We start from the raw sequence: 26,295 nt of genomic DNA, 5'->3' as shown, positions 1-26,295 counted from the left end.
TCAGTGATGCAAGGAACCCTGGAGACGCAGTTGCTTCATCTCTTGCAAAAACTGCTGTTGATACTTGAGGAAGGCAGTGTGCCACTCGCGGAAGCGACGTTCGCCATCCCGCACCAGCATCTGGCGGTACTGCTCTGAGTTGAGGCGGGGCCGAGCAAAAGATGGGTTCATAGGGATCGGGGACGCTCTCCATCCTATTGTGGCAGGCTCTGGGTCGGCTTCCACAGATAGCTTTTGGTGAGAGGGGCACGCTGATAATGGCGCCGTTGTCTCACGCGCTGCCTCTGGTGATCTTCCCAAGAAGCTGAGCTCACCGAAAAACTGGGTTCAAAGCCCCGCCCTACCGCTGTGGGGTTCGCCTTGGGTGTCCTGTGGAGGGTGGAAGTGAGCTGCATTCACGGCCAAACTGAACCTCACAAGCCTGCCATACTGAAGGAAGTTGCTGCACTCAAAACACTCAAGATCCGTGCGCAAACGAGTCACCCTCATTTTCCCCCGCCATTTGGTGAATGTGCCTCTCACCTATCGGTTGGCCAAAGACTTCGATGTGGCTGCCAATATCGTGCGCGCCAGGGTAGCCCCCAACGAAGTGGGTACTTTGGTGGTGGAGCTGTCGGGGGATATCGACCAGGTGGAAGCAGGATTGGAATGGGTACAGTCTTTGGGCATTGAGGTGACTGAACGGGCCAAGGAAATTCAGATTGACCCAGACTTGTGTGTGGATTGCGGATTGTGTACGGGAGTTTGCCCAACCGAGGCCCTGAAGATTTCTGCTCCCAGCTGGAAGCTGGAGTTCTCTCGCAACCGCTGTGTCATGTGCGAACAGTGTGTTGCCACCTGCCCCGTTGGGGCGATCAGCACCAGTTTGTAGTCAGTTTGTGGTCAGTTGGCTGAGTTACGAACTCCCCCAAGCTGACAAATCCCTTTACAATCCTGTTAGATTTGTTGGACATAGGTCTAGCTGCGGAGCGCACTCGACATGGCTTCTACTCCATCGTTGATTGGGTTAACTTATGCCGGTTTGGCTGTTCTCTATTTGCTGGTGCTGCCTCTGTTGTCTCTGCTGTATGTGGACAAACGCTGGACTTCAGGCAGTGCTTGGGAAAAGGTGTTGATGTTTTTCTTGGTCTTGTTTTTCTTTCCCGGCATGGTGCTCTTGGCTCCCTTCATGACGTTTCGGCCCAAGCCCCGGTCGCTGTAAGGTCAGCCGTTTATCGGTTCACTGAGCCATGCGCAGATTGGATGTTCTTGCTATAGGCTTAGCCCTGCTGTTGGGGGGAGGGATCCTCTACGGCCTGCTGCTTTGGGCGGGCTTGGATACGGGGGCTGCGCAGCAGATATCGAGCGTGGTGCTCCTGCTGGCTTGCTTGGGGTGGACTTTTGGCTACCTGAGGCGGGTGCTGCGGGGGGAAATGACCCTGAAGGCTCAGTGGGCCAGCTTTGAGACCCAGCAACTTCAAGAGAAACTCCACTCGCTGTCTCCAGAAGAGTTGCAGGCCCTGCAAGCTGAATTGGAAAGTGAGAAAGAAGGGATCCCAGATTGAATTGAGCAAGACAAACGTTGAGGCCGTCGGACAGGCCGCACCCAGAAATGGGCTGTCGGCTGCTGGGGATCCAGGTTTAAGGGTATGGAGCGTCGGGCTTAAACCGCAATACTTGTATATCTGTATATCCGGTTACCATTTGCTTCCCCTAAGAATGCTACATTACGCCCCGCGCAAGATTCTGGCGTACGACGGATTATTAAGTGGTGCAAGCCTTTGCCTTTCCTTCTACTCGCATATCTCCATCCACTGTGAGCAAAACCATACTGCTAGCTCAGGGCCAGCCCTTGCAATCTCATCTCTGGCAGTTGGGGCTGGAGTCTCAGGGGCACTCTGTGGTGCCGATTTCCCCACGTGAAGATCTGCTAGAGGCGGCAACAAGCCAGCCGCTGGATCTGATGGTGGTGGACATGACGACGGGGCTGTTTAACCCCTATGCCTTTTGTCGAGAGTGCCAAAGTAAGCTGCCCAACATCCCTGTGATCCTGACTCATCACCCCCGTCGCCACATCGAGCCTGCAGAGCGGCGCTGGGCAATTTATCAGGGGGCAGCAGATGTGATCCCTGGCTTGGCGGAGGCCGGCGACCTTCTCCACTCCCTCGAACGGATTTACGAGGCTGCCAGGTGGTTTTTGCCTATTGACACGGAGGCGCTCCACAGGGCTTTGGAGCAAGCGGGCGTATGGCCTGGGGAGGTCAGCCGTACATCTTCTTCCACCCCTCCCCCGCAGCCGAGCGCCCACTCTCCCACCGCCCCTCCACAACCCATCACCGCGGAAGGGGATCCAGGGCAAAAAGACTTGACCCCGCAGGTGAAGTACCGACTGATGTACCGGGGTCGCCCTGTCGATTGAGGTACTCGTTCCAACCTGCCGTCACTCGTTTTTCCTCGTAGCTTCTTGCCCTGCCAGGGTTGAGCTGCCGATTGGCAACGAGCAGGATGCAATCGCTGCAGCCCCGGGCAGCAGTGTATGGCCTCGCCGTGCAAGCTACCCGTCTTGTTCAGCGTCAATGTATCAGCGAAGTCTGCTGGCAGAAGTTGTGGAATGGATCACCTGGCCAGCAGAGGGGCCTGCAGAACTGATAGAGTTTTGGCACCTCTGCCTTCCCATTGCCCATGACCAAGCCCAAAGCCGGGATCCTCTACAACGACGCCAAACCCGCCGCCAAACGCAGCAGCGAAACCCTAGCCCGCTGGTTTCAGGAGCAGGGCTGGGAAGTCTGTGTGGCCCCCAACTGGGGCGGTATCCTCGGTTATGCCAAGCCCGACAGCCCCATCTGCCTGACCAAAGTAGATAGCCTGGCCCCGGCTGGATTTGATCAAACCATGAAGTTTGCGGTGGTGTTGGGGGGAGATGGCACCGTCCTGGCAGCAGCACGGCAACTGGCCCCCAAAGGGATCCCCTTGTTGGCGGTGAATACGGGCCATCTGGGCTTTCTGACGGAGACCTACCTTCCTCACCTAGAAGAGGCAGCCAGTGCCGCCATTGCCGGGGAATACACCCTGGATCGCCGCAGCATGTTGCTGGTGCAAGCCTACCGAGGGCAAGAATTGCGCTGGGAGGTCTTGAGCTTAAACGAGATGGTGTTGCACCGCGAGCCTTTGACCAGCATGTGCCACTTCGAGATCACCATCGGGGATCACTCACCTCTGGATGTGGCTGCCGACGGAGTCATCTTGGCTACTCCCACCGGCTCGACGGCCTATGCCCTCTCGGCGGGTGGGCCGGTGATCACACCGGGGGTGCCGGTTTTGCAGCTGATTCCCATCTGCCCCCATTCCATGGCGTCGCGGGCCTTGGTCTTCCCCGATTCGGAGGAGGTATGGATTAGCCCCGTTACCCCTCAGCCACTGGTTTTGGTGGTAGATGGAAATGCCGGCTGCTACATCATGCCGGAAGACCAGATTCGGGTGGTACGTGCCCCCTATTGGACAGATTTGATGCGCCTGCGCCGACCGGAATTTTTCCGGGTTATGCGAGAGAAGTTGGGGTGGGGACTGCCCCACGCTTCCAAGCCCACGTCGGTGGAGTTGCCTTAACTTTGCCGAGGCAGGACAAGCCATAGCTGCAAAATGGCCAATGCCCTTAACAACTCCACCCCTCTGTCGCTATGATGGTTAGGCTCGGAAGCGGATGTGGCGGAATTGGTATACGCGCACGTTTGAGGGGCGTGTGGCTTTGCCTTGCGAGTTCGAGTCTCGCCATCCGCATTACGCAATTAGTACGCGTTATTCATTAGTCCCTCTCCCAGAGAGGGAGAGGGGAAGCTGGCTTCGGCCTTTGGCACTATTCCCGAACGGCACCCTGCAGGCGTGCGCCCCAGGTGCGAGCAAAGCGCAGGTCAGCCCCAACCAGGTTGGCGTCGCGTAGATCGGCCCCCCGCAAGTCGGCGCCGTACAGGGATGCAGAAGAGAGATCGGCCCCCCGCAGGTTGGCCCCCCGCAAGTCTGCCCCCTCCAGGTAAGCGCCACTCAGGTTGGCTCCCCCCAATTGAGCCCGCCGCAAATTGGCCCCCACCAGGTAAGACTGGCTGAGATCGGCGCCCGTCAAGATGGTGCGCTCCAGATTGGCCTCGATGAGATCGGAACCGCTGAAATTGGCCTCCGCCAAATCCAGATTGCTCAGCTCAATGGATCCCAGGCGGCAGTTGGGACAGGTGCGGGAAGCCATGAGGTAGCGCATAAAACAAGAGTTGTAGGTTGTGGCTGCGGCAGAGGAAGCCAAGGCTGCCGTGGCCAGTAGTGCCCAAATGGCGGGAACTTTGAGATTGAGGTTCATGGTTACCAAGCCTCACAATTTTGAAGGTTTACGTGAAGGGACACAGCAGAGGGGGATGGTTCTGCGCTGGTCACATGATAGTGGCATCTTCTGGCTTCGGCCACTCCGCAGGTCTGTCTGGCCCACCTGATAGCAGGCTCTCTCAGGGCGGGATGACGTTTGGAGTCCTATCGTCCCGAAGCTGCCGGGCCGTTGCCAACACTGGGAAGGGGTGGATCTTTGAGCAGCGGCTGCACCCAATGCCAAGACAGTTGCCCCAACCCCACCAAAACCCCGAGTATTGCCGAGGAAGTCAGGACGCGATCCCAGCGGATTTCCCGCCAGCCGGCAGGGCTGGTTGTTGGCCTTCTTGGGTTGAGTTTCTCGACAACAGGAAGCGGGCGATGGCGCAAAAAGTGCCCACAGCGACGACAGCGATAATCGGAGTTGGAGTTGAGCCAGTAGCAAGCTGGGCAGCGAAGCATGGGAAGGCCAGGGATCCCCTAGTGAAATGATCCCATTTTGAGGGGGGCGAGCAGTTGCCGTGAGCTATATGAGAACCCCATTAAGGATCCCTCCGGTTGGCTTGAGAGGGATCCACTTTGCCTACACTCCCCTGGATTGTGGGCGGGGTTTGGGGCATCTTTGAGGAAGTAGCCTGTGCGCTGCGGCAGCCGGGATCCCTGTCGGTTGGAGAGAATCAGCCCTACAGAATCAGTAAGCATTGATCAGCAGCCCTGTGCCGGCCCTATGCAGATCTACTTAGAAAACATCTGTAAGCGCTATGGCCGCCGTGAGGTGGTGAGCGACGTTAGCCTGAACATTCAGCAGGGGGAAATCGTGGGGCTCCTGGGCCCCAATGGGGCGGGGAAAACCACCACGTTCTACATCATGACTGGCCTGATCCAGCCCAACCGCGGCCATGTCTGGTTGGATGACCAAGACATCACCCACCTGCCCATGCATCGCCGGGCCCAATTGGGGATCGGCTACCTGGCCCAGGAGCCGAGTATTTTTCGTCGCCTCAGCATCCAAGACAACCTGCTGCTGATCATGGAGCAAACGGGGGTGCCTCGCCGCCTCTGGCAGCAGCGGCTCAACCAACTGCTGGAGGAGTTTCGCATCGCCCACGTGGCCCACAGCCTGGGCCTGCAGGTATCGGGGGGGGAGCGTCGCCGAGCGGAGATCGCCCGTGCCTTGGCCGCTGGGATCCACGGGCCGAAATTTCTGCTGCTGGATGAGCCCTTTGCGGGGGTGGATCCCATCGCGGTGGCGGATATTCAGGAGGTGGTGGCCAAGCTCAAGCAACGGGGCATCGGTGTTTTGATTACTGACCACAACGTGCGGGAGACGCTGGAGATCACCGACCGGGCCTATATCCTCAACGACGGGGCCATTTTGGCCAAGGGCACGGCGGCGGAGCTGGCAGCGGATCCCTTGGTGCGCAAGTATTACCTGGGGGAGAAGTTCCGTCTCTAGGGCAGCTCCAGGTCACCTCCAGGAGTACAGAGCTCGCAGGCGTTGGCTTTTCTTGTGCTGGTGCTGCTCTAGTGCCGTATCCCCGGCGTAAACTCTTCATAGCTGGGTGCCGTATGGGTCAAACCCTGGGTGGCTGCCAAAATAGCAATCACCGCATCCAGGCTCTCCAGAACCCGCGACTCACAGCGCCCCAGCGAGGACAGCCCCGCAGCCGCCAGCTCCAGTTGCAAGCTGCGCAGATCCTGTTGGCGCAGCGCCAGGTAGCGCGCCAGGTTGTGGATGGCCGCAGGAGGGCTCGTAAGGCAGCCCCAAGCGGCCAAGTATTTCTGGGATCCCTCTACAACCTGCTGCCGCAGCTCCAGGAGCCGCTCCAGCAAACTCCTAAGATTGCAGGAGGGGGAAGAGGAGGAAACCATGTCGAAAGTCTTCCCAAGACAAACCCGGCCCAATTCTATGCCTGAGCTTACTTGGGGTCGATCATAGGCGGGTTAGGTTGAGAAAGGAGGGCGATAGCCTTTCATTGCCCAGTGTTCCGGTCTAGAGTCGTTAACAGCCTTCGGCTGTCCTGCCTACTACTTCCTTGGGTTGCGTGAAACTTCATTCTCTCCCTCCTGCCCGTTCCCGCGAGCGGCCTGACCACAGGCTCTCCCTCGTTTGCGCGGTGGGCCTGATGGATCGCTATGTCCTCTCGGAGATGCTGCTGCCGTTTCTCTTTGGGGTGGGAGCTTTCACAACCTTGGTGATGGCGGTGGGATCCCTGTTTGAGCTGGTGCGCCTGGTGGTGGAAGCGGGTCTGTCGCTTTCGGCGGCGTTACAGGTGTTTGTGTTGCGGGCGCCGGGGATCATCGTTTTGACGTTCCCGATGTCCATGTTGCTGGCGATGTTGCTGGCCTATGGGCGCTTGTCTGCCGACAACGAGATCACAGCCTTGCGCGGATGCGGGGTGAGCCTTTACCGCCTCATGGTGCCTGCCCTCGTCCTCAGCTTGCTGGTGACGACGTTAACGTTTCTGTTCAATGAGCTGGTGGTGCCGGTGAGCAATCGCCAAGCGGCCACGACTTTGAATCGAGCTTTAAATCGGGATCCGGACTTCCGGCGGGAGAATATCCTCTACCAAGAATTTGGCGAGATCCTCATGCCTGAGCCGGACGGCACCTTTTCCCGGCGACAAGGGCTAACCCGTCAGTTCTACGCCCGCAGCTTCGATGGGAAGCAAATGCGCGGCATTATCGTCCTAGATTTTTCCAACGAGGCGCTCAACCAAATTCTGCTGGCCCAGCGGGGGCGCTGGGATCCCCAAGAGAATCTTTGGGTGTTTGAGGATGGCACCAACTACATCGTTTCTCCGGATGGCACCTACAGCAACATTGCCACCTTCAGCCGGCAGGAGTTGCGTCTGCCTCGCGCGCCGCTGGAGCTGGCTCAGGAGATTCGCAGCCCTGAGGAAATGAACATTCGGGAGCTGAAGCATTACATCGAGGTGATCGCCAGTTCTGGAGATCTGCAACGGGTGCGCCGTCTGCAGGTCAGCCTCAACCAAAAGTATGCCATTCCTTTCGCGTGTCTGGCGTTTACCCTGATTGGGGTGCCTTTGGGGCTGCGCCCGCAGCGCACCGGTTCCTCTTTGGGGTTGGGCATCAGTGTGCTGATTATCTTTGCCTTCTATGTGCTGCTGTTCATCACCCAGGCGCTGGGACAAATTGGGACGCTGGGGCCAGCAATGGCGGCTTGGTTGCCCAACTTGATCTGTGCCGCCGTAGGGCTGGGGTTGCTTTACCGAGCCAATCAGTAGCTGCTGGGCACCGTTTCTCCAGATGTAGGATAAAACTGCCCAATGGATTCTCGTATTCTGGAGAGCTCCCCCATGGAAGTTCAAGCTTGGATGAATTGGATGTTTGGCGGATTAGCCCTGCTGATCTTGGGGGGAGGCATGCTGATGATGTTCACCACGGTGTTCACCACCAAAGGGCCCCAGCCCGAGGATTCTCAGTCGGATCCCCAAAAGGGGTGAGCCTAGCCCAAGGCCCGGTGACGGGATCCCTGGCATCCAGCTACATGCCTTCATGGGTTGTCAGTCTGGGCCGAGAGAGAACTAGTCCCGCTCCTGTTGGCGGAGCCGCTGCAGAAGCGAGAGGGGTTTCTCTTCCTCTGGCCCTTTCTTTTCAGTCGCAGTTGGCAGGGCGGCTGTTTCTGTTTTCTGAGGTTCGAGCAAGAGCTTGGCGGCTTCTGACTCAACGGCTGGAGGGCGAGCCGGGTTCTCCCCTTGTTGGCCGGGCAAGGGAACAGACTCCAGAGTGGCCAGCAGAGCTTGAATATGGCTGTGGGTTTCGGGATGGTTGCTGGCGGCATGGGCCAAGAGGGTGAGCTGCTCTTTGGCTGCGACCAGGTTCCCCAGCTTGAGATCCACCAAGGCCAGTTGATAGCGAGCCTTAAAGCCACTGGGATCCACCTCCACCGAGCGCTGAAAGGCGGCGCGGGCCTCCGCCAGCTTGCCTTGACGGGCATAGATCAAGCCGAGGTTAAAAGGCACATCGGGATCCCGTTCGCTGGGCAGCACCAAGGTTTTTTCTTCCAGTTCAATCGCGCTCCGGTAGGCGTTGATGGCCAAGGTATGAAAGCCCATCTGCAGGTAGCGGGCTCCGTCTTCCTTCAGTTGGGCGACCGTCGGCTCCCCTGTCAGTAGGGTCATGGGCGGTTGCGCGTGGGCAGGCATGGCCACCGCCAAGCTCAGCAGGCACCCCACCGTTTTCAGGCCTAAGGGTACAGCCTGACGACCAATCTGCTGCCTATTCATCACCATGATCTGTTTCCTCCAACCACATCAACACCACTTCATTCCACCCCTCTGGGCCGGGGAGCTGAGCCAATTGCCATTGGGGCAGGGCCTCACTCCAGAGGCTATCCGCAATTGGGCTGGGAAGCACCACTTTTTGCTCCGTCCACCGCAAAAAGGCCACATCGGGCGGGGAACAACCAATGCCCAAAGCCTTGATAGGGCCCAAATGCCGTTGATAGCAATCCAGCAGCCGCTGCACCGCCTGCTCCCCCGGTAACCAATTGGGTTCTGCGGCCATCGTTGGCCGTATCCATCCGGTCAGATACCATTGCGGCAGGCTGGAGAAGTGGAGCTGACGCACCCGCAGCAGATGTTGGGTGAGGTTGGCCTCTTGTTGGGCAAAAGCTTCCCGTAGGGTTTCGGGATCCCCGGAATAGCTGAAAATCTCACTGTACTCTCGCTGCTGCGCCCGCTCTGCCTCTTCCAAAGGGATCCCAGTGGCAGCGGCCAGCTCAGAGGCAGTCCAATCCCCAAACCCGATCAAATCCAAGTGGGACTCTTGACGCACCTGTTGCAGGATGCTGCGCAGGCGAGAATAGGGCAGACCCAAAGCATACACGTAGTAGGGCGGTCGGTGTTGCCACTGCTCGTCTAGGATGCCCGCCGGGAAGTAATGCTCGGGAACGTAAACGGCAGAGCCATCCTCACAGATGAACGGATGCTCCAGGCGCAACTGCCGCCGCACATGTTCCAGTTGAGCGCGGGTGCGCAGGCTGTAGAGCACCAAGGGAATGGAGCGGCGCTCTAGGGCAGCCAAGGCTTGTCGGGCAGCACCATAGCTGTTGAACTCTAGATCCAGCAAGCTGCCATCCAAACTGGTAAGGACAAGTCGCATAGGCGCAGGAAAGGGAAAGGCGCTGGCCCCGTCAAAATTTCAAGCAGCACGACCGGCTGAAGCGTCCTACAGTACCTATGATCCAATAGCTTGACCAACCTGAGGGGGGTTAGCCCCAAATGCTCTCCCTCAAAGCATCTGGGTGAATGGGCAATCCGTGCGCCAGAAGTGGTAAAAGCTCGATTGAGCACTACAGAATGCGTGTGTCGCCGAAGATCTTGGCTCAAAAACCAGCAGCAGAGAAGACAGACAGATTGAGTGGGTCAGTGGCTAGTTTTCTGTGCCAAAGGCACGATCCCCTGCATCCCCCAGCCCGGGCAAGATAAATCCTCGATCGTTCAGCCGCTCGTCAATCATGGCGCAGAAGATTTGCACCATCGGGTAGTGGGATCCCAACCGCTGTAACCCTGGGGGCGCTGCCAATGCGCTGACAATTCTAACCAAGCTGGGATCCGCCCCCCGTTTTTTTAGCTCATCCAAAACCCAGAGCAGCGTGCCCCCGGTGGCCAACATCGGCTCGGGAATGAGAATGCGCATCTGTTCAGGGATCCGCTCTGGAAGGCGATTGAGGTAGCAACTGGCCTGCAGCGTTTCCTCATCCCGCACCATGCCAATGTGAAAGATCCGCGCCTGGGGCAAAAGGGCCTGACAGCCTTCCAGCATCGCCAAGCCAGCCCGCAATACAGGCACAATGCCCAGCAGGGTATCCGGCGCGATGACCTCTGCGGCAACGGGTTCCAAAGGGGTTTGCACCTGAACGGTTTGGGTGGGGATCCACTCCCGCATCGCCTCATAGGTTAGCCAGCGGCCCAGCTCCGACATGGCCGTGCGAAACAGGGGCATGGGCGTCTCCGCATCCCGAGCCACGGTTAGCCAGTGCTTAATGAGCGGGTGAGGGGGGACATAGACACGAAGCTGCTGACTTGCCACGGGAGAATGCCTCAATCTGGGCGGTAGCATAGCGGGTTGCCTTAGCAGAAAGCAAGCTCTAGAAAGCAAGCTCTCCAATTGGCCGCAACTCCATCCCGACCGGGGATAAATTGCCAACAGCTCCGGCAAATGCTCAAGGGGTGGGGCTCTTTGACCCAGCAAGATTGCGGCAGAATGAGATCTGCAGGCTACTTCGAGCGCCGGTCATGTTCGGTGGCTACAGGTTTGGGATAGACCAGGGCAAGGCTGGTTTCGGGTTTTGTTCCTCTTGCCATTTGCGAACTGAGGTGCTGGCCCCAGGGCAGCTTGGCCTCCCGCCGATGGAACCCAATGCCGGCGGATCTCGTCTGCAAGTACCGGTAGCCGGAGATACCGCTCTGTCCAAGGGTTTCTGGCTTAATGGGGTGTCGCAAGTTACAGCCTGTTCACAAATTAAGGGATACAAAACTTAAGGGATACAAAACATCGTGTTTCTGAGGCTTGACTCCGATGAGGTTTAGAACAAGTAGGTTTACAACCGTATCCGTAGCCCCTCAATAGGCTGTACCTGCATCTTTGGCCCCCTCACACCTTGCAAGGATTAGCTTAGGGAGAATGGATTATGGCTTCGTCTCAACCCTCTGACTCGAACACCAAGGCTCTGAGCCGCCGTCAGCTTCTCAAAGTGGGGGCCGCAGCCCTTGGGGGCGGTCTACTGGCGGCAGGGGGCGCCCAAGCTCAGCGCAAACCCTCTCCCACCCTGATCGTGGCTCAGGGATCCGGCCTGGATCGCGTTTCCTACGCTACCAACTGGTATGCTCAGGCGGAACACGGCGGCTTCTATCAGGCGGTGGCGACCGGCATCTACCGCGAGCATGGCCTGGATGTAACCATCAAGATGGGTGGCCCCGGCATCAACATCACCCAAGTTTTGGCCGGTGGAGCTGCCGAATTTGCCATGGGAGGAAGCACAGGGGTGATCAATGCCGTGCGAGAAGGGATCCCTTTGGTGTGTGTGGCAGCCATTTTCCAGAAAGACCCGCAGATCATCATGACCCACCCCGGCACCCAGCGCTTTGAAGAGCTCAAGGGCCGGCCCATTTTCGTCTCGAAAGGGGGGCTTGCCACCTACTGGCCCTACCTAAAGGCCCGCTTTGGCTTCACCGACGATCAGGTTCGTCCCTACAACTTCAACCCCGGCCCCTTTTTGGCGGATCCCAGCTCAGCTCAGCAAGGCTATCTGACATCCGAGCCTTTTGCCATCCAACGGGAAGGGGGATTTGAGCCGGTGGTCTTCCTCCTGGCGGATTTGGGCTACAAACCCTACGCCACCACCATCGAAACCCGTCGCCAACTGGTGGAAACCAAGCCCGACTTGGTGGAGCGATTCGTGGATGCCTCTATCAAAGGCTGGTACAGCTTCTTGGAGGATCCCCGTCCGGCCTATCGCTTGATCAAGCAGGACAACCCGGAGATGACCGATGCCCAGTTGGCCTACAGCTTCGAGAAATTGCAGGAGTACGGCATCATCTTGTCCGGCGATGCGTTGGAAAAAGGCATTGGCGCCATGACCGACAAACGCTGGCAAGACTTCTTCGACAGCATGACGGTGGCCGGCGTATTTGAGCCAACCATCAACTACCGGGCTGCCTACACACTGGGCTTCGTCAATAAAGGCACTGCCTACTACACTGCCTGACGGACTTCCACCCTTGGCGCTTCTCAGCCCAAGGGATCCCCCCTCGCCCCCAGCCCCTCTTCCACCAAGGGAGAGGGGAACTATAGTCATTTCAAACTAGATTGAGACACCCCCTAAACGCTCCGCGCCACTGCCCTCACCCCCATTCCTTCTCTCAGAGGGAGAAGGGGGCTAGAGGGAAATGTTTCATTCCGGTTTAATTGAGAATGCCAGAACACTGCGTGATCACCTCCCCCAACACCGCCAGCAACACCGGCACCCCCAGACGGATCCCGGAGACCAACAGCGAGATCAAACAAAAAGCTCCAAGTGAAAAGGCGTTCCAGCGAAGCTTGGCCCAGCACTCCATCAACAAATGCAGGCACAGGTGGGAGCAGATTCATCGCCGAGCTGGAAAGCCTATCATGGGATCCAGTATGGAATCCATTGTGTCAGCAGCGCAGGGCACTTTGACCCTTTCACCCTCCTCTTCTCCGCCAGACCCGCCAGCCAGTCTGACGGGCTCATTCCCCGCCGCTGACGCGGCAGGGATCACTTGGCCTTGGGCAGCGCAGCGGGATCCCATCCTTGTCCTCGGGGCTGGGCTGATGGGGCGTCTGTTGGCCGCCAGCCTTGTCGAGGTTGGGCATCCTGTCCGCATTGTGGAGGCGGCCACTGCTCCTGAGAGCAGTGCTGCCCATTTTGCCGCTGCTATGCTAGCTCCTTTGGCCGAGTCCGCCATCGCCGAAGCCAGTGTGGTGGCCCAGGGGTACTATGCCCTCTCCCGCTGGCCCGCCCTTCTGGCCAGCCTGCCAGAGCCGGTTTTCTTTCAGCAAGAAGGCACTCTGATCCTCTGGCACCGCCAAGATGCCGGGGAAGCCAGACGTTTCTCGTCCCTGCTGGCCGCTGTGGGGGAACACCTCCCGCATCTCCCCCGCCCTCAGCCGCTGGATGCCCAGGCTATTGCCGAGCTGGAGCCATCGGTAGCCGGGCGATTTGCGCAGGGCCTGTATCTTCCCCAAGAGGGCCAACTGGACAACCGCCAACTGTTGTCGGCTCTGCTGGCCAAGCTGCGGCAGCACGAGGTGGAGGTGGAGTGGGGTTGCCCCTGGGATCTGAAGCAGGCCCAAGCCTGGCAGCAACAAACCGGAGGCTGGGTTTTGGATTGCCGCGGCCTGGGATCCCAAAAAGAATGGGGCGGGCAAAAACTGCTGCGCGGAGTTCGGGGTGAGGTGGTGCGCCTGTATGCCCCAGAAGTCTCTTTGCGGCGCCCAACCCGGCTGTTGCACCCTCGCTACCCGATCTACATCGCTCCCAAGCCGGGTCAGGTGTTTGTGGTGGGGGCCACTGAAATCGAATCTGAGGATCGCTCGCCGGTGAGCGTTCGCTCGGCTTTGGAGTTGCTCAGCGCCGCCTACGCCGTACATCCTGCCTTTGCCGAAGCGCGTATCCTGGAATTAGGCAGCCAATGTCGTCCCACCTTGGCAGACCATTTGCCAGCCGTGGTGGAGCGCTCACCTCGCCTGTTGCAGATCAACGGCCTCTATCGCCATGGCTTTCTGATCTCCCCGGCCATCCACGATGCTGTCTTGGAGTATCTTCACCAGGGCAGTTGTCGCTTGGCCCAGCAGCTTGGGATCCCCTTTCAGGTGCAGGCTGCCCCTCTTTCCGGTGAGTCCCTGTCGCCATGCGTGTCTTGATCAACCAAAAGCCTTACGATTTGCCGGAAGGCACCACTTTGGCCGAGGCAGTGGCTCAGGTGGGGGCCAGCGGCCCTTTCGCGGTAGCGGTTAATCTGAAGTTTGTGCCACGTGCGCAGCATGAGCAAACCCGTCTGCAAGAAGGCGACCAGGTGGAGATCGTCACTCCGGTTGCCGGCGGCTAGCGCTCAAGTCCGCTTTTCTATCTGCCTCAGCCATGTCCACCCTTCTCCATTGCTCTCCCTCAACTCTGGCCGATGAGGATCCTTTGGTTCTCTACGGCCAACCGTTGCCCAGCCGCCTGATGTTGGGTACGGCTCGCTACCCTTCGCCAGCCATTTTGGAGCAGGCGGTGGCGCGCGCGCAGCCCTGTTTGTTGACGGTTTCTCTGCGGCGGCAAGGGGCACTGGGGCCAGAAACTTCCCAGAGGTTTTGGGCCCTGTTGCAGAAGATGGGGATCCCGGTTCTGCCCAACACCGCCGGTTGTCACAGCCTGCAGGAGGTGATCACGACGGCGGAGATGGCGCGGGAGGTGTTCGGCACCGACTGGATCAAGCTGGAGTTGATCGGGGATGACTACACGCTGCAGCCGGATCCCGTGCAACTGCCCACTGCTGCTGCTGAGCTGGTCCGGCGCGGCTTTAAGGTGCTGCCCTATAGCACCGACGACCTGGTGCTCTGCCAGCGGCTTTTGGATGCTGGCTGTGAGGTGGTGATGCCCTGGGCGGCCCCCATCGGCACCGGCAAAGGCCCTCTCAACCCCTACAACTTGCGCCTGCTGCGGGAGCGGATCGAGGCGCCGCTGATCGTGGATGCCGGCTTGGGCCTGCCCTCCCATGCCTGCCAGGTGATGGAGTGGGGCTTCGACGGGGTGCTGCTAAACACGGCAGTGGCCTTGGCCCGGGATCCGGTGGCCATGGCCGAGGCCTTTGCAGAAGCGGTGCGCTCAGGCCGCCGAGCCTACCTGGCCGGGGCCATGATCCCTCAGGAAACAGCTCAGCCCAGTACGCCTGTCCTCGGCACTCCCTTTTGGCACCAGGGCTGACTGCCGCTCTCAGGGGTGCAGCTCAGGCGGCAGGCTTTCGCGCCTGGATAACCTGCAGAGCTCCCCCAGCGTGGAGGGTCTGCCGGATGGATTGCCAACCCTGCTGCTGCAAATGCTCGGGCAAGTCCAGCTTGAGTAGCTCCCAGGCGGTCTCGGTTTCAAACAGGGCCAAAAAGAGGGCCAGCCCAGGCCAGATCAAGGGTTGTCGAGGCGCGTGCAGATCCAGAATCAAGAGTCCTCCCCCCGGCTTGAGCACCCGCCACACTTCCCGCAGCACCTGCTCCAAGTCGGCGAAGGACAATTCGTGCAGAGCCAAGCTGGTATGCACCCAATCAAAGCTGGCATTGGGAAAGGGCATATCTTGGGCAAAGGCCTCCACAAACTCCACCTGGGGAAGGCGTTTGCGGGCTGCCGCTAGAGCTTTGGGGGAAGCATCCAGGCCCACCACCTGCTGGCTCAGCTCCGCCAACAGTGGGGTTACTTCAGCTGGGCCACAGCAGAGATCCAACACCCGCTCCTGGGGATGAATCTGGATCCCTTGTAGGGGCAATTTCCGCAGCCGCTCGTATCCCCCCACCGCCAGAGCAGCCCCGCGGCTGATGCTGCGGTAAAGCCAGGGAAAGCGGTAGCTCCAGTCGCGCAGGAAGGTGGCCACAGACAGGGATCCCTCAGGGGCTCTTTCAGCCTACCTAGCCCCTCTCCCAGCAGGGGAGTTGGCCTGGCTATTTTCTTGGCCTATGTGGAACTTTTTCCCGCCGGCAGTCGTCTGGGGCGATGGGCCATCTTAGGCCTTTTCTCCATCCACCTGCTGATGATGACTCAGTTTGAGCTGCCTTCTCCCCCTTCTGGAAGACCTAACCGGCACAGCTTGGTTTGGCTGGTGGTTGCTGCAGGTCTGACGGTCTTGCTCTGGCGGTTTCCCTGGGGTAACTACATCCTCTACCCCTTTACCTTGTTGGCCACCTGGTTTCACGAGATGGGCCATGGTCTGATGGCAGTGCTGTTGGGGGGGGAGTTTCATCGTCTGGAGATCTATCCCGACGGCTCGGGGCTGGCCATTCACAGTGGCGAGCTGTTTTTAGGACGGGTGGGGCAAGCTTTGGTGGCCGCTGCTGGGCCGATGGGGCCGCCGCTGGCTGGGGCCCTGTTCATCCTTGCCTCCCGCCGCCACAGCACAACTCGGTTGGGGCTGGTACTTCTGGGATCCCTGCTGTTGCTATCGACGCTGCTCTGGGTTCGCTCTCCCTTTGGCCTCCTGTTCCTCTTGGGTATGGGTTTGGGGATCCTGGCGGTAGCTCGCTGGGCCTCCCCCTGGCTGCGGGGCTTCGCTGCACAATTTTTGGGGGTGCAGGCCTGTGTGAGCACCTACCACCAGCTCGACTACTTGTTTACGGCCTCTGCCGTGATCAATGGGCAGGTGATCCACTCCGATTCCAGCCAAATTGCCCAAAACTTGTTCTTGCCCTACTGGTTTTGGGGAGGGGTGATGGCGGTATCTTCTTTGGTGCTGCTGATAACCAGCTTGCAACTGACGTTCCGAGACTAACCGGCGGGGGGCAAAGCCGCAATTTTGGCAGTGATTTGTGTCACGCAAAAATCCGTCCTCCATCACTGCCAAGTCGAGAAAACCGCCGCTACAGTAATGGGCAAGAGGAGTGAGGAGCTGAGGAGTGGAGCATGTGGCGGGATGTTATTGGGCTGGCCCTGGCGGCGACCTTACTGTTGATCAGCAAAACCGCCGCAGATACGCTTGGCCAAGGCCAGGTGCAGACTTTCACCGAACCTGAGCCAACGCCCCATTCTTTTCCGGTGGAATGAGGTACTTGAGTCTGCTGACGGAAGTCGTAGCGGCGTTGTCGTTTTGTGCAACACTCATTCTAGAGTCTTTGAGGACTCCGTCCGAGTGGCGCGGTCGCAGCAGCGTTGCGGAGCAATAACAGTAGGCTTGGGATCCCTGATGCGCATAGCCCTGTTTACGGAGACGTTTCTGCCCAAGGTGGATGGCATCGTTACCCGCCTCTGCCACACGGTGCGTCACCTAACCGCTCGAGGCAACTCGGTGCTCATCGTCGCGCCCCGGGGAGCCCCCCGGCGGTTTGCACGGGCACGGGTCTACGGGATCCCGGGGATGCCGCTGCCTCTGTATCCAGAGTTGAAGCTGGCTGCCCCCGGCCCGGCCATCGGCAAGTTGCTCAGCCGTTTCCGACCGGATGTGATCCACGTGGTGAACCCGGCGGTTTTGGGATTGGGGGGCCTCTACTACAGCCAGACGATGGGGATCCCACTGGTGGCGTCCTACCATACCCATCTGCCGAAGTATCTGCAGCATTATGGGCTGGGCTTTCTGGAAGGGGTTTTGTGGAATCTCCTGAAGCTGGGGCACAATTTGGCGCGGGTCAATCTTTGCACCTCAACGGCCATGATGCAGGAGCTGAGCGCCCACGGCATTGAGCGGGTGCAGCTGTGGCAGCGGGGAGTGGATACGGAGTTGTTTCATCCCCAGGCTGCCAGTCCAGAGATGCGGGCTCGGCTCACCGCAGGGCAACCGGAACGGCCTCTTTTGCTCTATGTGGGGCGGCTTTCGGCTGAGAAGGAAGTGGGGCGGATCCGGGTCTTGTTGGAGCAGATCCCCCAAGCCCGCTTGGCTATTGTGGGGGATGGGCCAGAGCGGGGATCCCTGGAGCAACATTTTGCCGGCTACGATGTGGTGTTTACGGGCTATCTGCAGGGGGAGTCTCTGGCAGCGGCCTTTGCTTCGGCGGATTTGTTCGTGTTCCCCTCCCGCACCGAGACCTTGGGGCTGGTTCTGTTGGAAGCCATGGCTGCCGGTTGTCCGGTGATCGCCCCCCGCTGCGGTGGCATTACCGATGTGGTGGACAGTGGGCGCAATGGCTTTCTGTTCGATCCCAATTCGGATAGCGACTTTGTCCAGGTTACCCAGCAACTCCTGAGCAGCGTCGGGCAGCGGCAGCTCTTCCGACAGCAAGCCCGCCAAGAGGCAGAACGCTGGAGTTGGTCGGCAGCCACCCAACAGTTGGAGAACTACTACCGATCCGTCATTGCCGCCGGCTAGCAGTGGTTCCCTAGTGGGAAAGGCTCGGGGCACATGAGGACTCCGCCTTGCTCTCTCCAACGCCAGCGGCTAGTCTACGCAGAGACCGGATGATCCCCCTCAATGGCCCGCACTTGCTCCACAAAGAATTCTTCTAGGGATTGCCGTTGCCAATGCAAGTCGGTGACCAGTGCCCCCGCTTGGTTCAAAAGGCTCAGCAACTCCGGTAGGGATCCACTCCATTCCCCCGACCAATGGGATCCCTGAATCGAGAAGTGCTCTAGGCGGTCGCGGAACTGTTCGACGGCGCCACCGTGCCCCTGTACCCGATAGCTTTTGCTCTCTCCCAGCAAGTCATCCAAAGTTCCCTGATGCACCAATTTGCCGCCGATGATCAGGCCGACTCGGTTGCAGATAACTTCCACATCCGCCAGGATATGGCTGTTGAAAAACACCGTTTTGCCCTGCTGCTTGAGGGACAGAATGATCTCGCGCATTTGATAGCGGCCCATCGGATCCAGTCCCGACATCGGTTCATCCAGAAACACCAGCTCTGGGTCGTTGATCAGCGCTTGGGCCATGCCAGTGCGCTGCAGCATGCCCTTGGAGTAGGTGCGCAGTTGTTTTTTGCGGGCCGTATCTATAGAAAGCCCCACCAGCTCCAGCAGTTGCGGGATCCGCTCCTTCAACAGGCTATTGGGCAGACCAAACACCTTGCCGGCAAACTGGAGAAACTCCCATGCCGTCAAGTAATCGTAAAAATAGGGGTTCTCCGGCAAATATCCCACCTGTTGCTTGATGGAGCGATCCCCCAGGGGTTTGCCCAGCAAAGTGCCGCTGCCGCGGGTGGGCTCCACAATGCCCAGTAGGCATTTGATGGTGGTGGTTTTCCCGGCCCCGTTGGGCCCCAGCAGCCCAAAGGTTTCTCCGCGGGCCACAGTCAGAGAAAAATCTTTGAGGGGGCTGACCACCTTGTTCAGCCAAAATCCTGTGCGATAGGTTTTGGTCAGGCCGGTGATGGCAATGACCGGCTCTGGTGCCGCGAACGCTTCTGCTGGGGAAGTGGGGGTCTCGCTCATGGACTCGCTCGTAGGTATGTTGGAGTTGAGGGAGAAAAAGGTGCCGCGAACACCGAGTTAAGGAGCACACAGTCCGCCAGGCGATAGGCTACCCAGCCTAACCTTTAGTTTACCCACAGGCTTTGTCCCAGCCTAGGCTTGCCGCAGCACTTCCGGTAGAGGAAAGGGGCCAGAGCAAACATACTCCGCGTAGGTATCCGCTTCATTCGCAACAGCGGTGCGGTTCCTTTGCCGTAGGCACAGCACTTTGCTCTGACCTCCCTTCAGTAGCATTCTCATCATCTGGGATGATTCTGGGATGATGATTTCCATCGCGTTGGCGGTGCGGAGCAAGAAAATTGAATCCAGAGGTTTTGTGGGATCCCAGCCGGTGGTGATCATCGGCAACAGCGTTGCAGAGCAATAAGAAAGGAGTGTTTCTTGCTGGATAAGGTGCTTAGGCAGTGGAAGGAGCGGCTGTTGGCTCCAGTGCTGCAAACCCCTCTCCAACAGGTGCATCCCCTAGCCATTACCCTGTCGGGGTTTGCTGTGGGCCTGGCCTCTGGGACAGCGGCAGCTTACGGGGCCTACGGGTGGGGGCTGGGCCTGTGGTTGCTGAACCGGTTTATGGATGGGCTGGACGGCACGTTGGCTCGTCTGCAGGGACGGCAGAGCGATCTGGGGGGCTACCTGGATATGCTGCTGGACGTGGTGGTCTACGCAGTCGTTCCCCTGGGGCTGGCCTTTCACCAGGGATCCCTGCTGGGCTATGCTTCTCTGGCTCTGATGCTGGCCAGCTTTTACATCAACCTTTGCTCCTGGATGTATTTGGCAGGGCTGTTGGAAAAACGGCGTTCGCGACAGCGTTGCGGAGCAACAAGGACGGATGGCACTGTCGGGGCGGGATCCCTGGATGAACTGACCAGCTTAAGTATGCCGTCGGGGCTTATCGAGGGCAGCGAAACCATCTTTTTCTACGGCTTGTTTTTCCTTTTCCCGGAGTACATGGTGGGCTTGTTTGGGCTGATGGCGATTCTGGTGCTCTTGAGTGCTGTGCAGCGGTTGGTTTGGGCGCTGGGATCGCTTTCTGCTCCAAGGTGAGTTCGGAAAGGGTCTGTTACTATGGCTCCGTCCGGCTGGCGCGAGTTGGGTTACAAGGGTTCCCCATCAGATTTCACCGGGCGAGAGGATCCAAAATAAAAAAGCCATGGAGATCTGTTGCCATGACCTCCACCCTCAACCAACGCATTCGCCACTTCTACGATGCCTCCTCCGGCCTCTGGGAGCGGGTGTGGGGGGAGCACATGCACCATGGCTATTACGAGCCGGGCCAAACCGGCAAGGATCGCCGCCAAGCTCAGATTGACTTGATCGACAGGGTTATCCAGTGGGGCCAGATCGGGGATCCCTGCCCTCCCCAGCACATTCTCGATCTTGGCTGTGGCATTGGGGGAAGCAGCTTGGAGTTAGCCCGGCGCTTTGGGGCACAGGTTACGGGCATTACCCTCAGCCCCGTCCAAGCCAAGCGGGCTACGGAGCGCGCCCAAGAGGCCGGCCTGAGCAACAAGGTGCGATTTCAGGTGGCCGATGCCCTGGAGATGCCCTTTGCAGACAACACCTTTGATCTGGTGTGGTCTCTGGAAAGCGGCGAGCACATGCCGGATAAGCGGCAGTTTCTGGCCGAGGGCTGGCGGGTCTTGCAACCGGGCGGGCAGGTGATGGTGGTAACCTGGTGCCACCGCGAGGGATCCCTGAGCCAGCAGGATCAACAGCTTTTGCAGAAAATCTACGAGGTGTACTGCCTGCCCTATGTGATCAGCCTCTCCAGCTACGAGGCTCTGGCCCAACAGGTGGGCTTTGAGCAGGTGCGCAGCGCCGACTGGTCGGAGCGAGTGGCCCCTTTCTGGGATGAGGTGATCGCTTCTGCCCGCGACTGGCGCTGGATCTGGGCTTTGCTGCGCAGCGGCTGGGTTACCGTTCGCGGGGCGCTGGGGCTGGGCCTGATGCGTCAGGCTTATGCCACCGGCTTGCTCCGCTTTGGCCTCTTGACTGGGTTCAAACCTGGGGATCAGCCAAGGTAGGGATCCCTTGCTCTCCTTTGGGAGGAGGGGCGCTTGGGGAAATGGGCTCAAAAGTTGGGCTGGGGCGGTGCTGTGCCGGTGAGTTCCAGATACTTTTGCTTCACCGCCTGAATATCCTGCCACATCAACCACTTGGGGCTGCCAGGGGTGCGGTCTGGGTTGCGCAGCAGATAGGCCGGGTGAAAAATGGGCATACACCAGCGTCCCTGCCACTGGATCCATTCCCCGCGGATCTTGGTGATCCCTCGCTTCTCGCCCAAAAGGGAGCGCACCGAGGTGGCCCCCGTGAGCAGAATAATCCAGGGATCCACCAGGCGAATCTGCTCCAACAGATAGGGACGGCAGGCGTCCATCTCCTCCTGGGTGGGCACGCGGTTGTTAGGGGGGCGGCACTTGACCACATTACAGATGTAGGTGTCCTGCTCGGGATCCAGCCCCACCGAAGCCAGGATTTTATCCAGCAATTGTCCCGACTTGCCCACAAAAGGCAGCCCCTGCAGGTCTTCGCTTTCCCCTGGCCCCTCTCCGATGATTAAAATCCTTGCCTTGGGGTTGCCCCGATGCACCACCACATGGGTACGGCTGGCTGCCAAGTCGCAGCGCTGGCATACCAAACAATGCTGCTTCAGTTGCTCCAAATCCCTGTAAGTGCCGGGGGGGATGGGCACCTGGGCCGACAGGGGGATCTGATCCCACTGGGGGAGTGTCTCCTCCGCCGGGGCTGGCGGCTCGATGGGATCGTCAAACAGGCTGGGCTGAAGCTCCGGCGGTTTTTTCTTGGCAGCCATTGCAAGTCGAGGTTTCCTTGTGCAGCGATCTTCGATTGCTCCCCCGCCCTTGTCAAGCTCAAGGCCAACCTGCCGGCAGGGGAGCATGCCTCTAACCCCCAAAACCCTGAACTTTGCTGAATTTACTGAGCTTTAGGCGGTTTGGCAAAAGTCATTGAGAGGGATATAGTAGACCAAGTTTCCCCCTGATCCTTGAGTCCACCGCAACGGTTGCCGGGAAGTGAAGGGGGAAAGCGCTCGGGGGGTATTCCTCAGGGCTTTGCGGGATACCGCCTTCCTGTTTGGACTCCGTCCCGCTGACGCGAACAGAGATAGGCAGGATGCGATCGCTTCTTTCCTGAACCATGTTCAGGAGAGTTCAGCGTGAATGTATCAGAACCTTTACTCCTTGTTAAACTGAGAAAACGAAAACTTGCGCCGGCCTTAGCTCGTCTCTACTCCCTGAGCCTGCCATGCTGGTTTTGTCCAAAGAACTGCCCAACCTGAACTACCGTCATACTCTACAGCGCTTCGACGAGGATTGGCGGGATCCCCTCTCTGCCCTGTTGGGCTGGGGGCGCGCTGCCGGTGCCGATTTGGTGGAGATTTTTCTAGAACGGGGCAATTCCATCAGTTGCCTGGCCGAAGATGACGCCATCACCAGCATCACCCCACGGCTCTCCACCGGGGCCGGCGTGCGGGTGTTTCGCGGCTTGGCCGACTGCTACGTCAGCACCAACGATCTGTCCTTTGCCGGTCTCAAGGCTGCTCTGGAGAAGGGCCTTTCGCTGATGGGCTTCACCCCTCCTGGCCCCACAGCGCTGGTTTCTGCCATCAACCTGGAGATGCTGCAGGACTACGGCGAGCGTCGCCGCAAAGATGGCTGGTTGAAGGAATGTAGCCCCATTGCGGAGATGGGGGAGATCCTGCTCAAAGCCAACGAGCAACTGGGTCGCCAAGCCCGCCATGTGCAGTCCCGCCGCACCACCTATTTCCGCGATTGGCAAGAGATTCTGGTGGCCTGCAGCGATGGCACCTTTGTGCGGGATGTGCGCCTCACCCAATCCGTGAGCTCTACGCTGCTCTGTGCCGATGGATCCCATCGCGCCTCTGTCAGTCAACGCTCCGGCGGTACGGGGGATCCCAACTTTTTGCGCCGTTGGGATCTGGAGGCCCATAGCCGGGAACTGGCAGAAGCTGCCGGCCAGATGCTCTATGCCGACTACGTGGAATCCGGCACCTACCCGATTGTGATGTCCAACGCTTTTGGCGGCGTTATCTTCCACGAAGCCTGCGGCCACTTGTTGGAAACCACCCAGATTGAGCGCAAAACCACTCCCTTTGCCGACAAAAAAGGCCAGAAAATTGCCCACAAAAACCTCACCGCCTGGGATGAAGGTCTCTCTGAAGGGGCCTTTGGCAGCCTGGATGTGGACGACGAGGGCATGCCCGTCCAGCGCACTCTGCTGATCGAGAAGGGCATTTTGAAAAACTTCTTGGCGGATCGGGCTGGCTCAATGCGCACCGGCCACCCTCGCACCGGCAGCGGTCGCCGCCAAAACTACACCTTTGCCCCCGCCAGCCGTATGCGCAATACCTACATTGCCCCTGGAGATGCAGAGTTGGACGATCTTTTTGCTTCTATCGACAAAGGCATTTACTGCAAGCGTATGGGGGGAGGGAGCGTCGGCCCCACTGGGCAATTTAACTTCGCCGTCGAAGAAGCCTATCTCATCGAAAACGGCAAAATTACCAAGCCCCTCAAGGGAGCCACCCTGATCGGAGAAGCCAAAGACATCTTGACCAAAATCTCCATGTGTTCCAAAGACCTCAGCTTGGCAGCCGGGTTCTGTGGCTCCGTCAGCGGCAGCATTTACGTCACCGTCGGGCAGCCCCACATCAAGGTAGATTCCATTACCGTGGGCGGTCGCTAATTCCAGGGATCCACCTCGACATGGCCTATGACAACGTCTGCAAATATCTGGCCGAGCGTTTCCCAGAGCAGTTTGTCCGCTGGCTCATGGGAGAAGTGGCTCGGCTCCGACTCTATCGGAGGTATCCTCACCTATCGGTGCAGCAGGTGGTCAAGGTGCTCCGCACCGCTAACGCGATTGACTTGCGCAAAACGGGGTCGGAGGGAGTTTTCCAGACCTCTTTTCGTCTAGAGAGGCTGAGCCATGAGTTTGATGTTGTCCGCCTGTGGGAATGTGATTTGAGGGCCGGAGCGGATCGGCAAGCCCTACTGCCTTTTCGGGTTCTGAGCCAGGTGGAAGATCCAGCAGAAACCTTGCGAGAGGTGGTCAGTGAGCTAGAGAGCTTGGCAGACCCCAGTGAGAGAAGGGAATTGGCAGCCGCAACAGCCGTCTTGGCGGGACTAGCATTGGATCGGGGTTTGATTCGACAAATCATGAGGTCTTTGGATATGAGGGAATCGGTGATCTACCAAGAGTGGCGGGCAGAAGCTCTGCGAGAGGGGCTGGAAGAAGGGCGCAAAGAAGGACGCAGAGAAGGACTACAACTGGGCCTGCAACAAGGGCTACAACAAGGATTGCAACACGGGGAAGCAACGCTGGTTTTGCGGCTGCTCAGGCGGAAGTTGGGATCTCTTGAGCCGGCCCTTGAGAATAGGATTTGGGCTTTGTCAACGTCACAACTGGAGGCGCTGGGGGAAGCTCTGTTGGACTTCAGCAGCAAGGACTACGTCCCGCTGGCGCGATCGGAAGAGTTGACCGCCTGGCTGGCCCGTCAGCTAGAAACCGCAGGAGCCCCGCTCTCTGCCCACAGGGCAAGGGTCGGGAGGAATGTGAGTAAAATGCAATAAGGCTATGACCCAAGTCCTGACCGTTTCTTGCAAGCTCAAGGTGTCCCAGTCGCAAGCCGCCAAATTGGACGAGACATTGGATGCTTTGTCGCTACGCGACGCTAACGCGAACGGCCAAGTCTTGAACTGGGTCAACCAAAACACACCCGAGAAAGTCGTCAACCCACTGAAACTCCAATCCCTGTGCTACTACGAAATCCGTGCCCGTTTCGGCTTGTCCAGTAATTTGGCAAGGACTACGTCCCGCTTACGCGACCAACAGATATGCAGACGGGTAGCGTCTGCTCGCAAGGTGGCACAACAGAAAAACCGCCCGGTCAAAGCGTTGTCGCTACGCGACGCTAACGCGAACAAGGGTGGCTTCGCTACCTACGACGCTCGTATCTTTTCGTTTCGCGAGAAAGACTGGACGGTGTCGCTGTCGCTACGCGACGCTAACGCGAACACCATGGTGGAGGGTCGAGAGCGCTTTGAGCTGGCGATTGGTCATTACCAGAGAGAACAGTTGGCAGGCTCCAATCCCAAAAAGACCTCCGGTCCGCTGACGCGAAAGACCTCCGGTCCGCTGACGCGAACGGCCACTCTGGTCAAGCGCAAAGACGGTTCCTACTCCATCCAGATTTGCGTGGAAGCAAAGTTACCGGAGCGGCAGAACACCGCTCAGGTGGTAGGCGTGGATTTGGGAAGGACAGATATTGCCCATACGTCAGAGGGGGACAACTGGAATGGACAGCAGTTGAGCAAAATACGAGACCGTTATTCCAAGCTGAGAGCGGTACTCCAGCAAAAAGCCAGTAAGGGCACCCGCAGTTCCCGGCGCAGATGCAGAGAACTGTTGCAACGGCTGTCTGGTAAGGAGAGACGCTTTCAGTCGCGTCAGCGTTGCGTAGCAAAAACGTGGGTCAATCATCGCATCTCTAAAGCTATTGTTTCTAGGGCAAAGGCCACAAATAGCGCTATTGCTTTAGAGGACTTGACAGGGATACGGGAGCGTATCAACCAACAACCCCGCAGCAAAGCCGAGCGGCGCAGGGCCAACAGTTGGGCGTTCTACCAACTGAGGCAGTTTCTGGAATACAAGGGCAGTTTCTGGAATACAAGGCGAGAGTTGCAGGGGTTTCTCTGATCCTTGTTCCGCCTGCTTATACCTCGCAGACCTGTCACAAGTGTTTGCACATCCATCCCGACCCTGCGCAATCCTGTCGCGTCAGCGTTGCGTAGCAAAATCGCAGTGGGAAGCAGTTTAAGTGTGGGCACTGTGGATGGGAAGGGGATGCGGACTGGAATGGGGCCAACATGATTGCCAAACTTGGGGCTGCTGTAAACCAGCCTAGAGGTCCGTGGTTGGCTTGCCAACTACAGGGCTACCGAAAGCCTGCACTGATACATTTACGCTGAACACTGCTGAACATCACTGTTCAACTATGCAGCGATAGCATTCTGTTTGTTTCCAACCAGAATGGCGGTATCCCGCAAAGCTTTGAGTAGAATACCCAAAGCGCAGTTTCCGTGTCGTCTTACTACCAATTTTCTGCTTTGCTTTGGCTACCATGTTGGCAGACTCGAAAGTAAACAGAAAGATCAACTGGTAGTAATCCGTACTGAACATATTATACATTATTTTCAGTATAGTTGAGCTTATTATTGACTAGAGTCATGCTCTTTCGCTTTAGCGGTGCGGAGCGCTCTGCGTCAGCATGAGTGCGGGTAGTTTACTAGAGGCGCTGGATG

Annotated in this window: 29 protein-coding genes, 1 tRNA gene and 2 pseudogenes; 21 read left to right on the top strand and 11 right to left on the bottom strand. The window is 58.6% G+C overall.

The window, feature by feature from the left end:
• Complete coding sequence (locus tag ACVWZU_RS02220; RefSeq protein WP_457443103.1) at positions 1-171, bottom strand: hypothetical protein; 171 nt, start codon at positions 169-171, stop codon at positions 1-3.
• Between the two features lie 295 nt (positions 172-466).
• On the opposite strand from ACVWZU_RS02220, the gene ACVWZU_RS02215 reads away from it, so the two are divergent.
• The 6 genes from ACVWZU_RS02215 to ACVWZU_RS02190 all read left to right on the top strand — a co-directional run bounded on the left by ACVWZU_RS02215 (position 467) and on the right by ACVWZU_RS02190 (position 3,756).
• The gene (locus tag ACVWZU_RS02215) at positions 467-871 is read left to right on the top strand and encodes an NIL domain-containing protein (protein ID WP_414344412.1); all 405 of its coding nucleotides are present in this window, start codon (positions 467-469) and stop codon (positions 869-871) included.
• A 108-nt stretch (positions 872-979) separates the two neighbouring features.
• On the top strand, positions 980-1,201 hold the full coding sequence (gene ndhL / locus ACVWZU_RS02210) for an NAD(P)H-quinone oxidoreductase subunit L (protein ID WP_011433942.1): 222 nt from the start codon (positions 980-982) through the stop codon (positions 1,199-1,201).
• 28 nt (positions 1,202-1,229) lie between these two features.
• On the top strand, positions 1,230-1,544 hold the full coding sequence (locus ACVWZU_RS02205) for a DUF3007 family protein (protein WP_457443101.1): 315 nt from the start codon (positions 1,230-1,232) through the stop codon (positions 1,542-1,544).
• Between the two features lie 251 nt (positions 1,545-1,795).
• Positions 1,796-2,398 carry a response regulator gene (locus tag ACVWZU_RS02200; protein ID WP_457443099.1) on the top strand — a complete coding sequence of 201 codons (603 nt, stop codon included), beginning with the start codon at positions 1,796-1,798 and terminating at the stop codon, positions 2,396-2,398.
• Positions 2,399-2,661: 263 nt separating this feature from the next.
• Complete coding sequence (locus ACVWZU_RS02195) at positions 2,662-3,585, top strand: NAD(+) kinase (RefSeq protein WP_011433945.1); 924 nt, start codon at positions 2,662-2,664, stop codon at positions 3,583-3,585.
• 90 nt (positions 3,586-3,675) lie between these two features.
• Positions 3,676-3,756: transfer RNA gene (locus ACVWZU_RS02190), tRNA-Leu, on the top strand.
• 76 nt (positions 3,757-3,832) lie between these two features.
• Here ACVWZU_RS02190 and ACVWZU_RS02185 read toward each other — a convergent pair.
• Positions 3,833-4,324 carry a pentapeptide repeat-containing protein gene (locus tag ACVWZU_RS02185; protein ID WP_041436730.1) on the bottom strand — a complete coding sequence of 164 codons (492 nt, stop codon included), beginning with the start codon at positions 4,322-4,324 and terminating at the stop codon, positions 3,833-3,835.
• A 167-nt stretch (positions 4,325-4,491) separates the two neighbouring features.
• Positions 4,492-4,788: a hypothetical protein gene (locus ACVWZU_RS02180; RefSeq protein ID WP_457439881.1), complete on the bottom strand. Its 297-nt coding sequence runs from the start codon at positions 4,786-4,788 to the stop codon at positions 4,492-4,494.
• Between the two features lie 265 nt (positions 4,789-5,053).
• Between ACVWZU_RS02180 and lptB the strand changes: the two genes are divergently transcribed.
• Positions 5,054-5,782, top strand: a complete 729-nt coding sequence (gene lptB, locus ACVWZU_RS02175; protein WP_011433949.1) for an LPS export ABC transporter ATP-binding protein — start codon at positions 5,054-5,056, stop codon at positions 5,780-5,782.
• Positions 5,783-5,850: 68 nt separating this feature from the next.
• Here lptB and ACVWZU_RS02170 read toward each other — a convergent pair whose 3' ends face one another.
• On the bottom strand, positions 5,851-6,198 hold the full coding sequence (locus ACVWZU_RS02170) for a hypothetical protein (RefSeq protein WP_457443097.1): 348 nt from the start codon (positions 6,196-6,198) through the stop codon (positions 5,851-5,853).
• 254 nt (positions 6,199-6,452) lie between these two features.
• Between ACVWZU_RS02170 and ACVWZU_RS02165 the strand changes: the two genes are divergently transcribed.
• Positions 6,453-7,574, top strand: coding sequence for an LptF/LptG family permease (locus ACVWZU_RS02165; RefSeq protein ID WP_457443095.1), 1,122 nt, complete (start codon positions 6,453-6,455; stop codon positions 7,572-7,574).
• 72 nt (positions 7,575-7,646) lie between these two features.
• Complete coding sequence (locus ACVWZU_RS02160) at positions 7,647-7,793, top strand: hypothetical protein (protein WP_414422186.1); 147 nt, start codon at positions 7,647-7,649, stop codon at positions 7,791-7,793.
• Between the two features lie 81 nt (positions 7,794-7,874).
• Here the strand turns inward: ACVWZU_RS02160 and ACVWZU_RS02155 are convergent, their stop codons facing one another.
• The 3 genes from ACVWZU_RS02155 to upp all read right to left on the bottom strand — a co-directional run bounded on the left by ACVWZU_RS02155 (position 7,875) and on the right by upp (position 10,413).
• Complete coding sequence (locus tag ACVWZU_RS02155; protein ID WP_414383967.1) at positions 7,875-8,582, bottom strand: tetratricopeptide repeat protein; 708 nt, start codon at positions 8,580-8,582, stop codon at positions 7,875-7,877.
• Complete coding sequence (locus tag ACVWZU_RS02150; protein WP_457443093.1) at positions 8,569-9,453, bottom strand: hypothetical protein; 885 nt, start codon at positions 9,451-9,453, stop codon at positions 8,569-8,571. The genes ACVWZU_RS02155 and ACVWZU_RS02150 overlap by 14 nt, the downstream gene beginning before the upstream one ends.
• 270 nt (positions 9,454-9,723) lie before the next feature.
• On the bottom strand, positions 9,724-10,413 hold the full coding sequence (gene upp / locus ACVWZU_RS02145; protein WP_011433955.1) for a uracil phosphoribosyltransferase: 690 nt from the start codon (positions 10,411-10,413) through the stop codon (positions 9,724-9,726).
• 571 nt (positions 10,414-10,984) lie between these two features.
• On the opposite strand from upp, the gene ACVWZU_RS02140 reads away from it, so the two are divergent.
• The 4 genes from ACVWZU_RS02140 to ACVWZU_RS02125 all read left to right on the top strand — a co-directional run bounded on the left by ACVWZU_RS02140 (position 10,985) and on the right by ACVWZU_RS02125 (position 14,785).
• Positions 10,985-12,061 (top strand): ABC transporter substrate-binding protein, encoded by a 1,077-nt coding sequence (locus ACVWZU_RS02140; RefSeq protein ID WP_414523011.1) that lies wholly within the window; start codon positions 10,985-10,987, stop codon positions 12,059-12,061.
• 416 nt (positions 12,062-12,477) lie between these two features.
• Positions 12,478-13,740, top strand: a complete 1,263-nt coding sequence (locus ACVWZU_RS02135) for an FAD-dependent oxidoreductase (protein ID WP_457443091.1) — start codon at positions 12,478-12,480, stop codon at positions 13,738-13,740.
• Positions 13,728-13,925 (top strand): sulfur carrier protein ThiS, encoded by a 198-nt coding sequence (thiS, locus tag ACVWZU_RS02130; RefSeq protein ID WP_414328933.1) that lies wholly within the window; start codon positions 13,728-13,730, stop codon positions 13,923-13,925. Before ACVWZU_RS02135 ends, thiS begins: the two co-directional genes overlap by 13 nt.
• A gap of 32 nt (positions 13,926-13,957) precedes the next feature.
• Positions 13,958-14,785: a thiazole synthase gene (locus ACVWZU_RS02125; RefSeq protein ID WP_414409283.1), complete on the top strand. Its 828-nt coding sequence runs from the start codon at positions 13,958-13,960 to the stop codon at positions 14,783-14,785.
• A gap of 22 nt (positions 14,786-14,807) precedes the next feature.
• On the opposite strand, the gene ACVWZU_RS02120 is transcribed toward ACVWZU_RS02125, so the two are convergent.
• Positions 14,808-15,440, bottom strand: a complete 633-nt coding sequence (locus tag ACVWZU_RS02120) for a class I SAM-dependent methyltransferase (RefSeq protein WP_414328936.1) — start codon at positions 15,438-15,440, stop codon at positions 14,808-14,810.
• A gap of 159 nt (positions 15,441-15,599) precedes the next feature.
• Between ACVWZU_RS02120 and ACVWZU_RS02115 the strand changes: the two genes are divergently transcribed.
• The 3 genes from ACVWZU_RS02115 (at position 15,600) to ACVWZU_RS02105 (ending at position 17,858) form a co-directional block, all read left to right on the top strand.
• On the top strand, positions 15,600-16,331 hold the full coding sequence (locus ACVWZU_RS02115) for a M50 family metallopeptidase (RefSeq protein WP_457393304.1): 732 nt from the start codon (positions 15,600-15,602) through the stop codon (positions 16,329-16,331).
• A gap of 131 nt (positions 16,332-16,462) precedes the next feature.
• Entirely contained in the window at positions 16,463-16,603 is a 141-nt protein-coding gene (locus ACVWZU_RS02110) for a hypothetical protein (protein WP_414383973.1), read from the top strand.
• Positions 16,604-16,742: 139 nt separating this feature from the next.
• Entirely contained in the window at positions 16,743-17,858 is a 1,116-nt protein-coding gene (locus ACVWZU_RS02105) for a glycosyltransferase family 4 protein (protein WP_457443089.1), read from the top strand.
• A 74-nt stretch (positions 17,859-17,932) separates the two neighbouring features.
• On the opposite strand, the gene ACVWZU_RS02100 is transcribed toward ACVWZU_RS02105, so the two are convergent.
• The gene (locus ACVWZU_RS02100) at positions 17,933-18,916 is read right to left on the bottom strand and encodes an ABC transporter ATP-binding protein (RefSeq protein WP_414344385.1); all 984 of its coding nucleotides are present in this window, start codon (positions 18,914-18,916) and stop codon (positions 17,933-17,935) included.
• A gap of 432 nt (positions 18,917-19,348) precedes the next feature.
• Here ACVWZU_RS02100 and ACVWZU_RS02095 point away from each other — a divergent pair, with 432 nt between their 5' ends.
• Entirely contained in the window at positions 19,349-19,996 is a 648-nt protein-coding gene (locus tag ACVWZU_RS02095) for a CDP-alcohol phosphatidyltransferase family protein (RefSeq protein WP_457443087.1), read from the top strand.
• Between the two features lie 122 nt (positions 19,997-20,118).
• Positions 20,119-20,976, top strand: a complete 858-nt coding sequence (locus ACVWZU_RS02090) for a methyltransferase domain-containing protein (protein ID WP_414407448.1) — start codon at positions 20,119-20,121, stop codon at positions 20,974-20,976.
• Positions 20,977-21,023: 47 nt separating this feature from the next.
• On the opposite strand, the gene ACVWZU_RS02085 is transcribed toward ACVWZU_RS02090, so the two are convergent.
• Positions 21,024-21,764, bottom strand: coding sequence for a uracil-DNA glycosylase (locus ACVWZU_RS02085; RefSeq protein ID WP_457404234.1), 741 nt, complete (start codon positions 21,762-21,764; stop codon positions 21,024-21,026).
• Between the two features lie 452 nt (positions 21,765-22,216).
• Between ACVWZU_RS02085 and ACVWZU_RS02080 the strand changes: the two genes are divergently transcribed.
• The 3 genes and pseudogenes from ACVWZU_RS02080 (at position 22,217) to ACVWZU_RS02070 (ending at position 25,962) form a co-directional block, all read left to right on the top strand.
• Positions 22,217-23,677 (top strand): TldD/PmbA family protein, encoded by a 1,461-nt coding sequence (locus tag ACVWZU_RS02080; RefSeq protein ID WP_457443085.1) that lies wholly within the window; start codon positions 22,217-22,219, stop codon positions 23,675-23,677.
• 20 nt (positions 23,678-23,697) lie between these two features.
• Complete coding sequence (locus ACVWZU_RS02075; protein ID WP_457443083.1) at positions 23,698-24,564, top strand: DUF4351 domain-containing protein; 867 nt, start codon at positions 23,698-23,700, stop codon at positions 24,562-24,564.
• Between the two features lie 4 nt (positions 24,565-24,568).
• Positions 24,569-25,962, top strand: a pseudogene (locus ACVWZU_RS02070) (RNA-guided endonuclease InsQ/TnpB family protein).
• Between the two features lie 24 nt (positions 25,963-25,986).
• Here the strand turns inward: ACVWZU_RS02070 and ACVWZU_RS02065 are convergent.
• Positions 25,987-26,170: pseudogene (locus ACVWZU_RS02065) on the bottom strand (hypothetical protein); the annotation flags it as partial.
• Positions 26,171-26,295: the final 125 nt, after the last annotated feature.

It is taken from the genome of Thermostichus sp. MS-CIW-26, assembly GCF_054059115.1.
The sequence above is the reverse complement of the archived record's forward strand: the minus strand, read 5'-3'. Positions and strand labels throughout refer to the sequence as shown.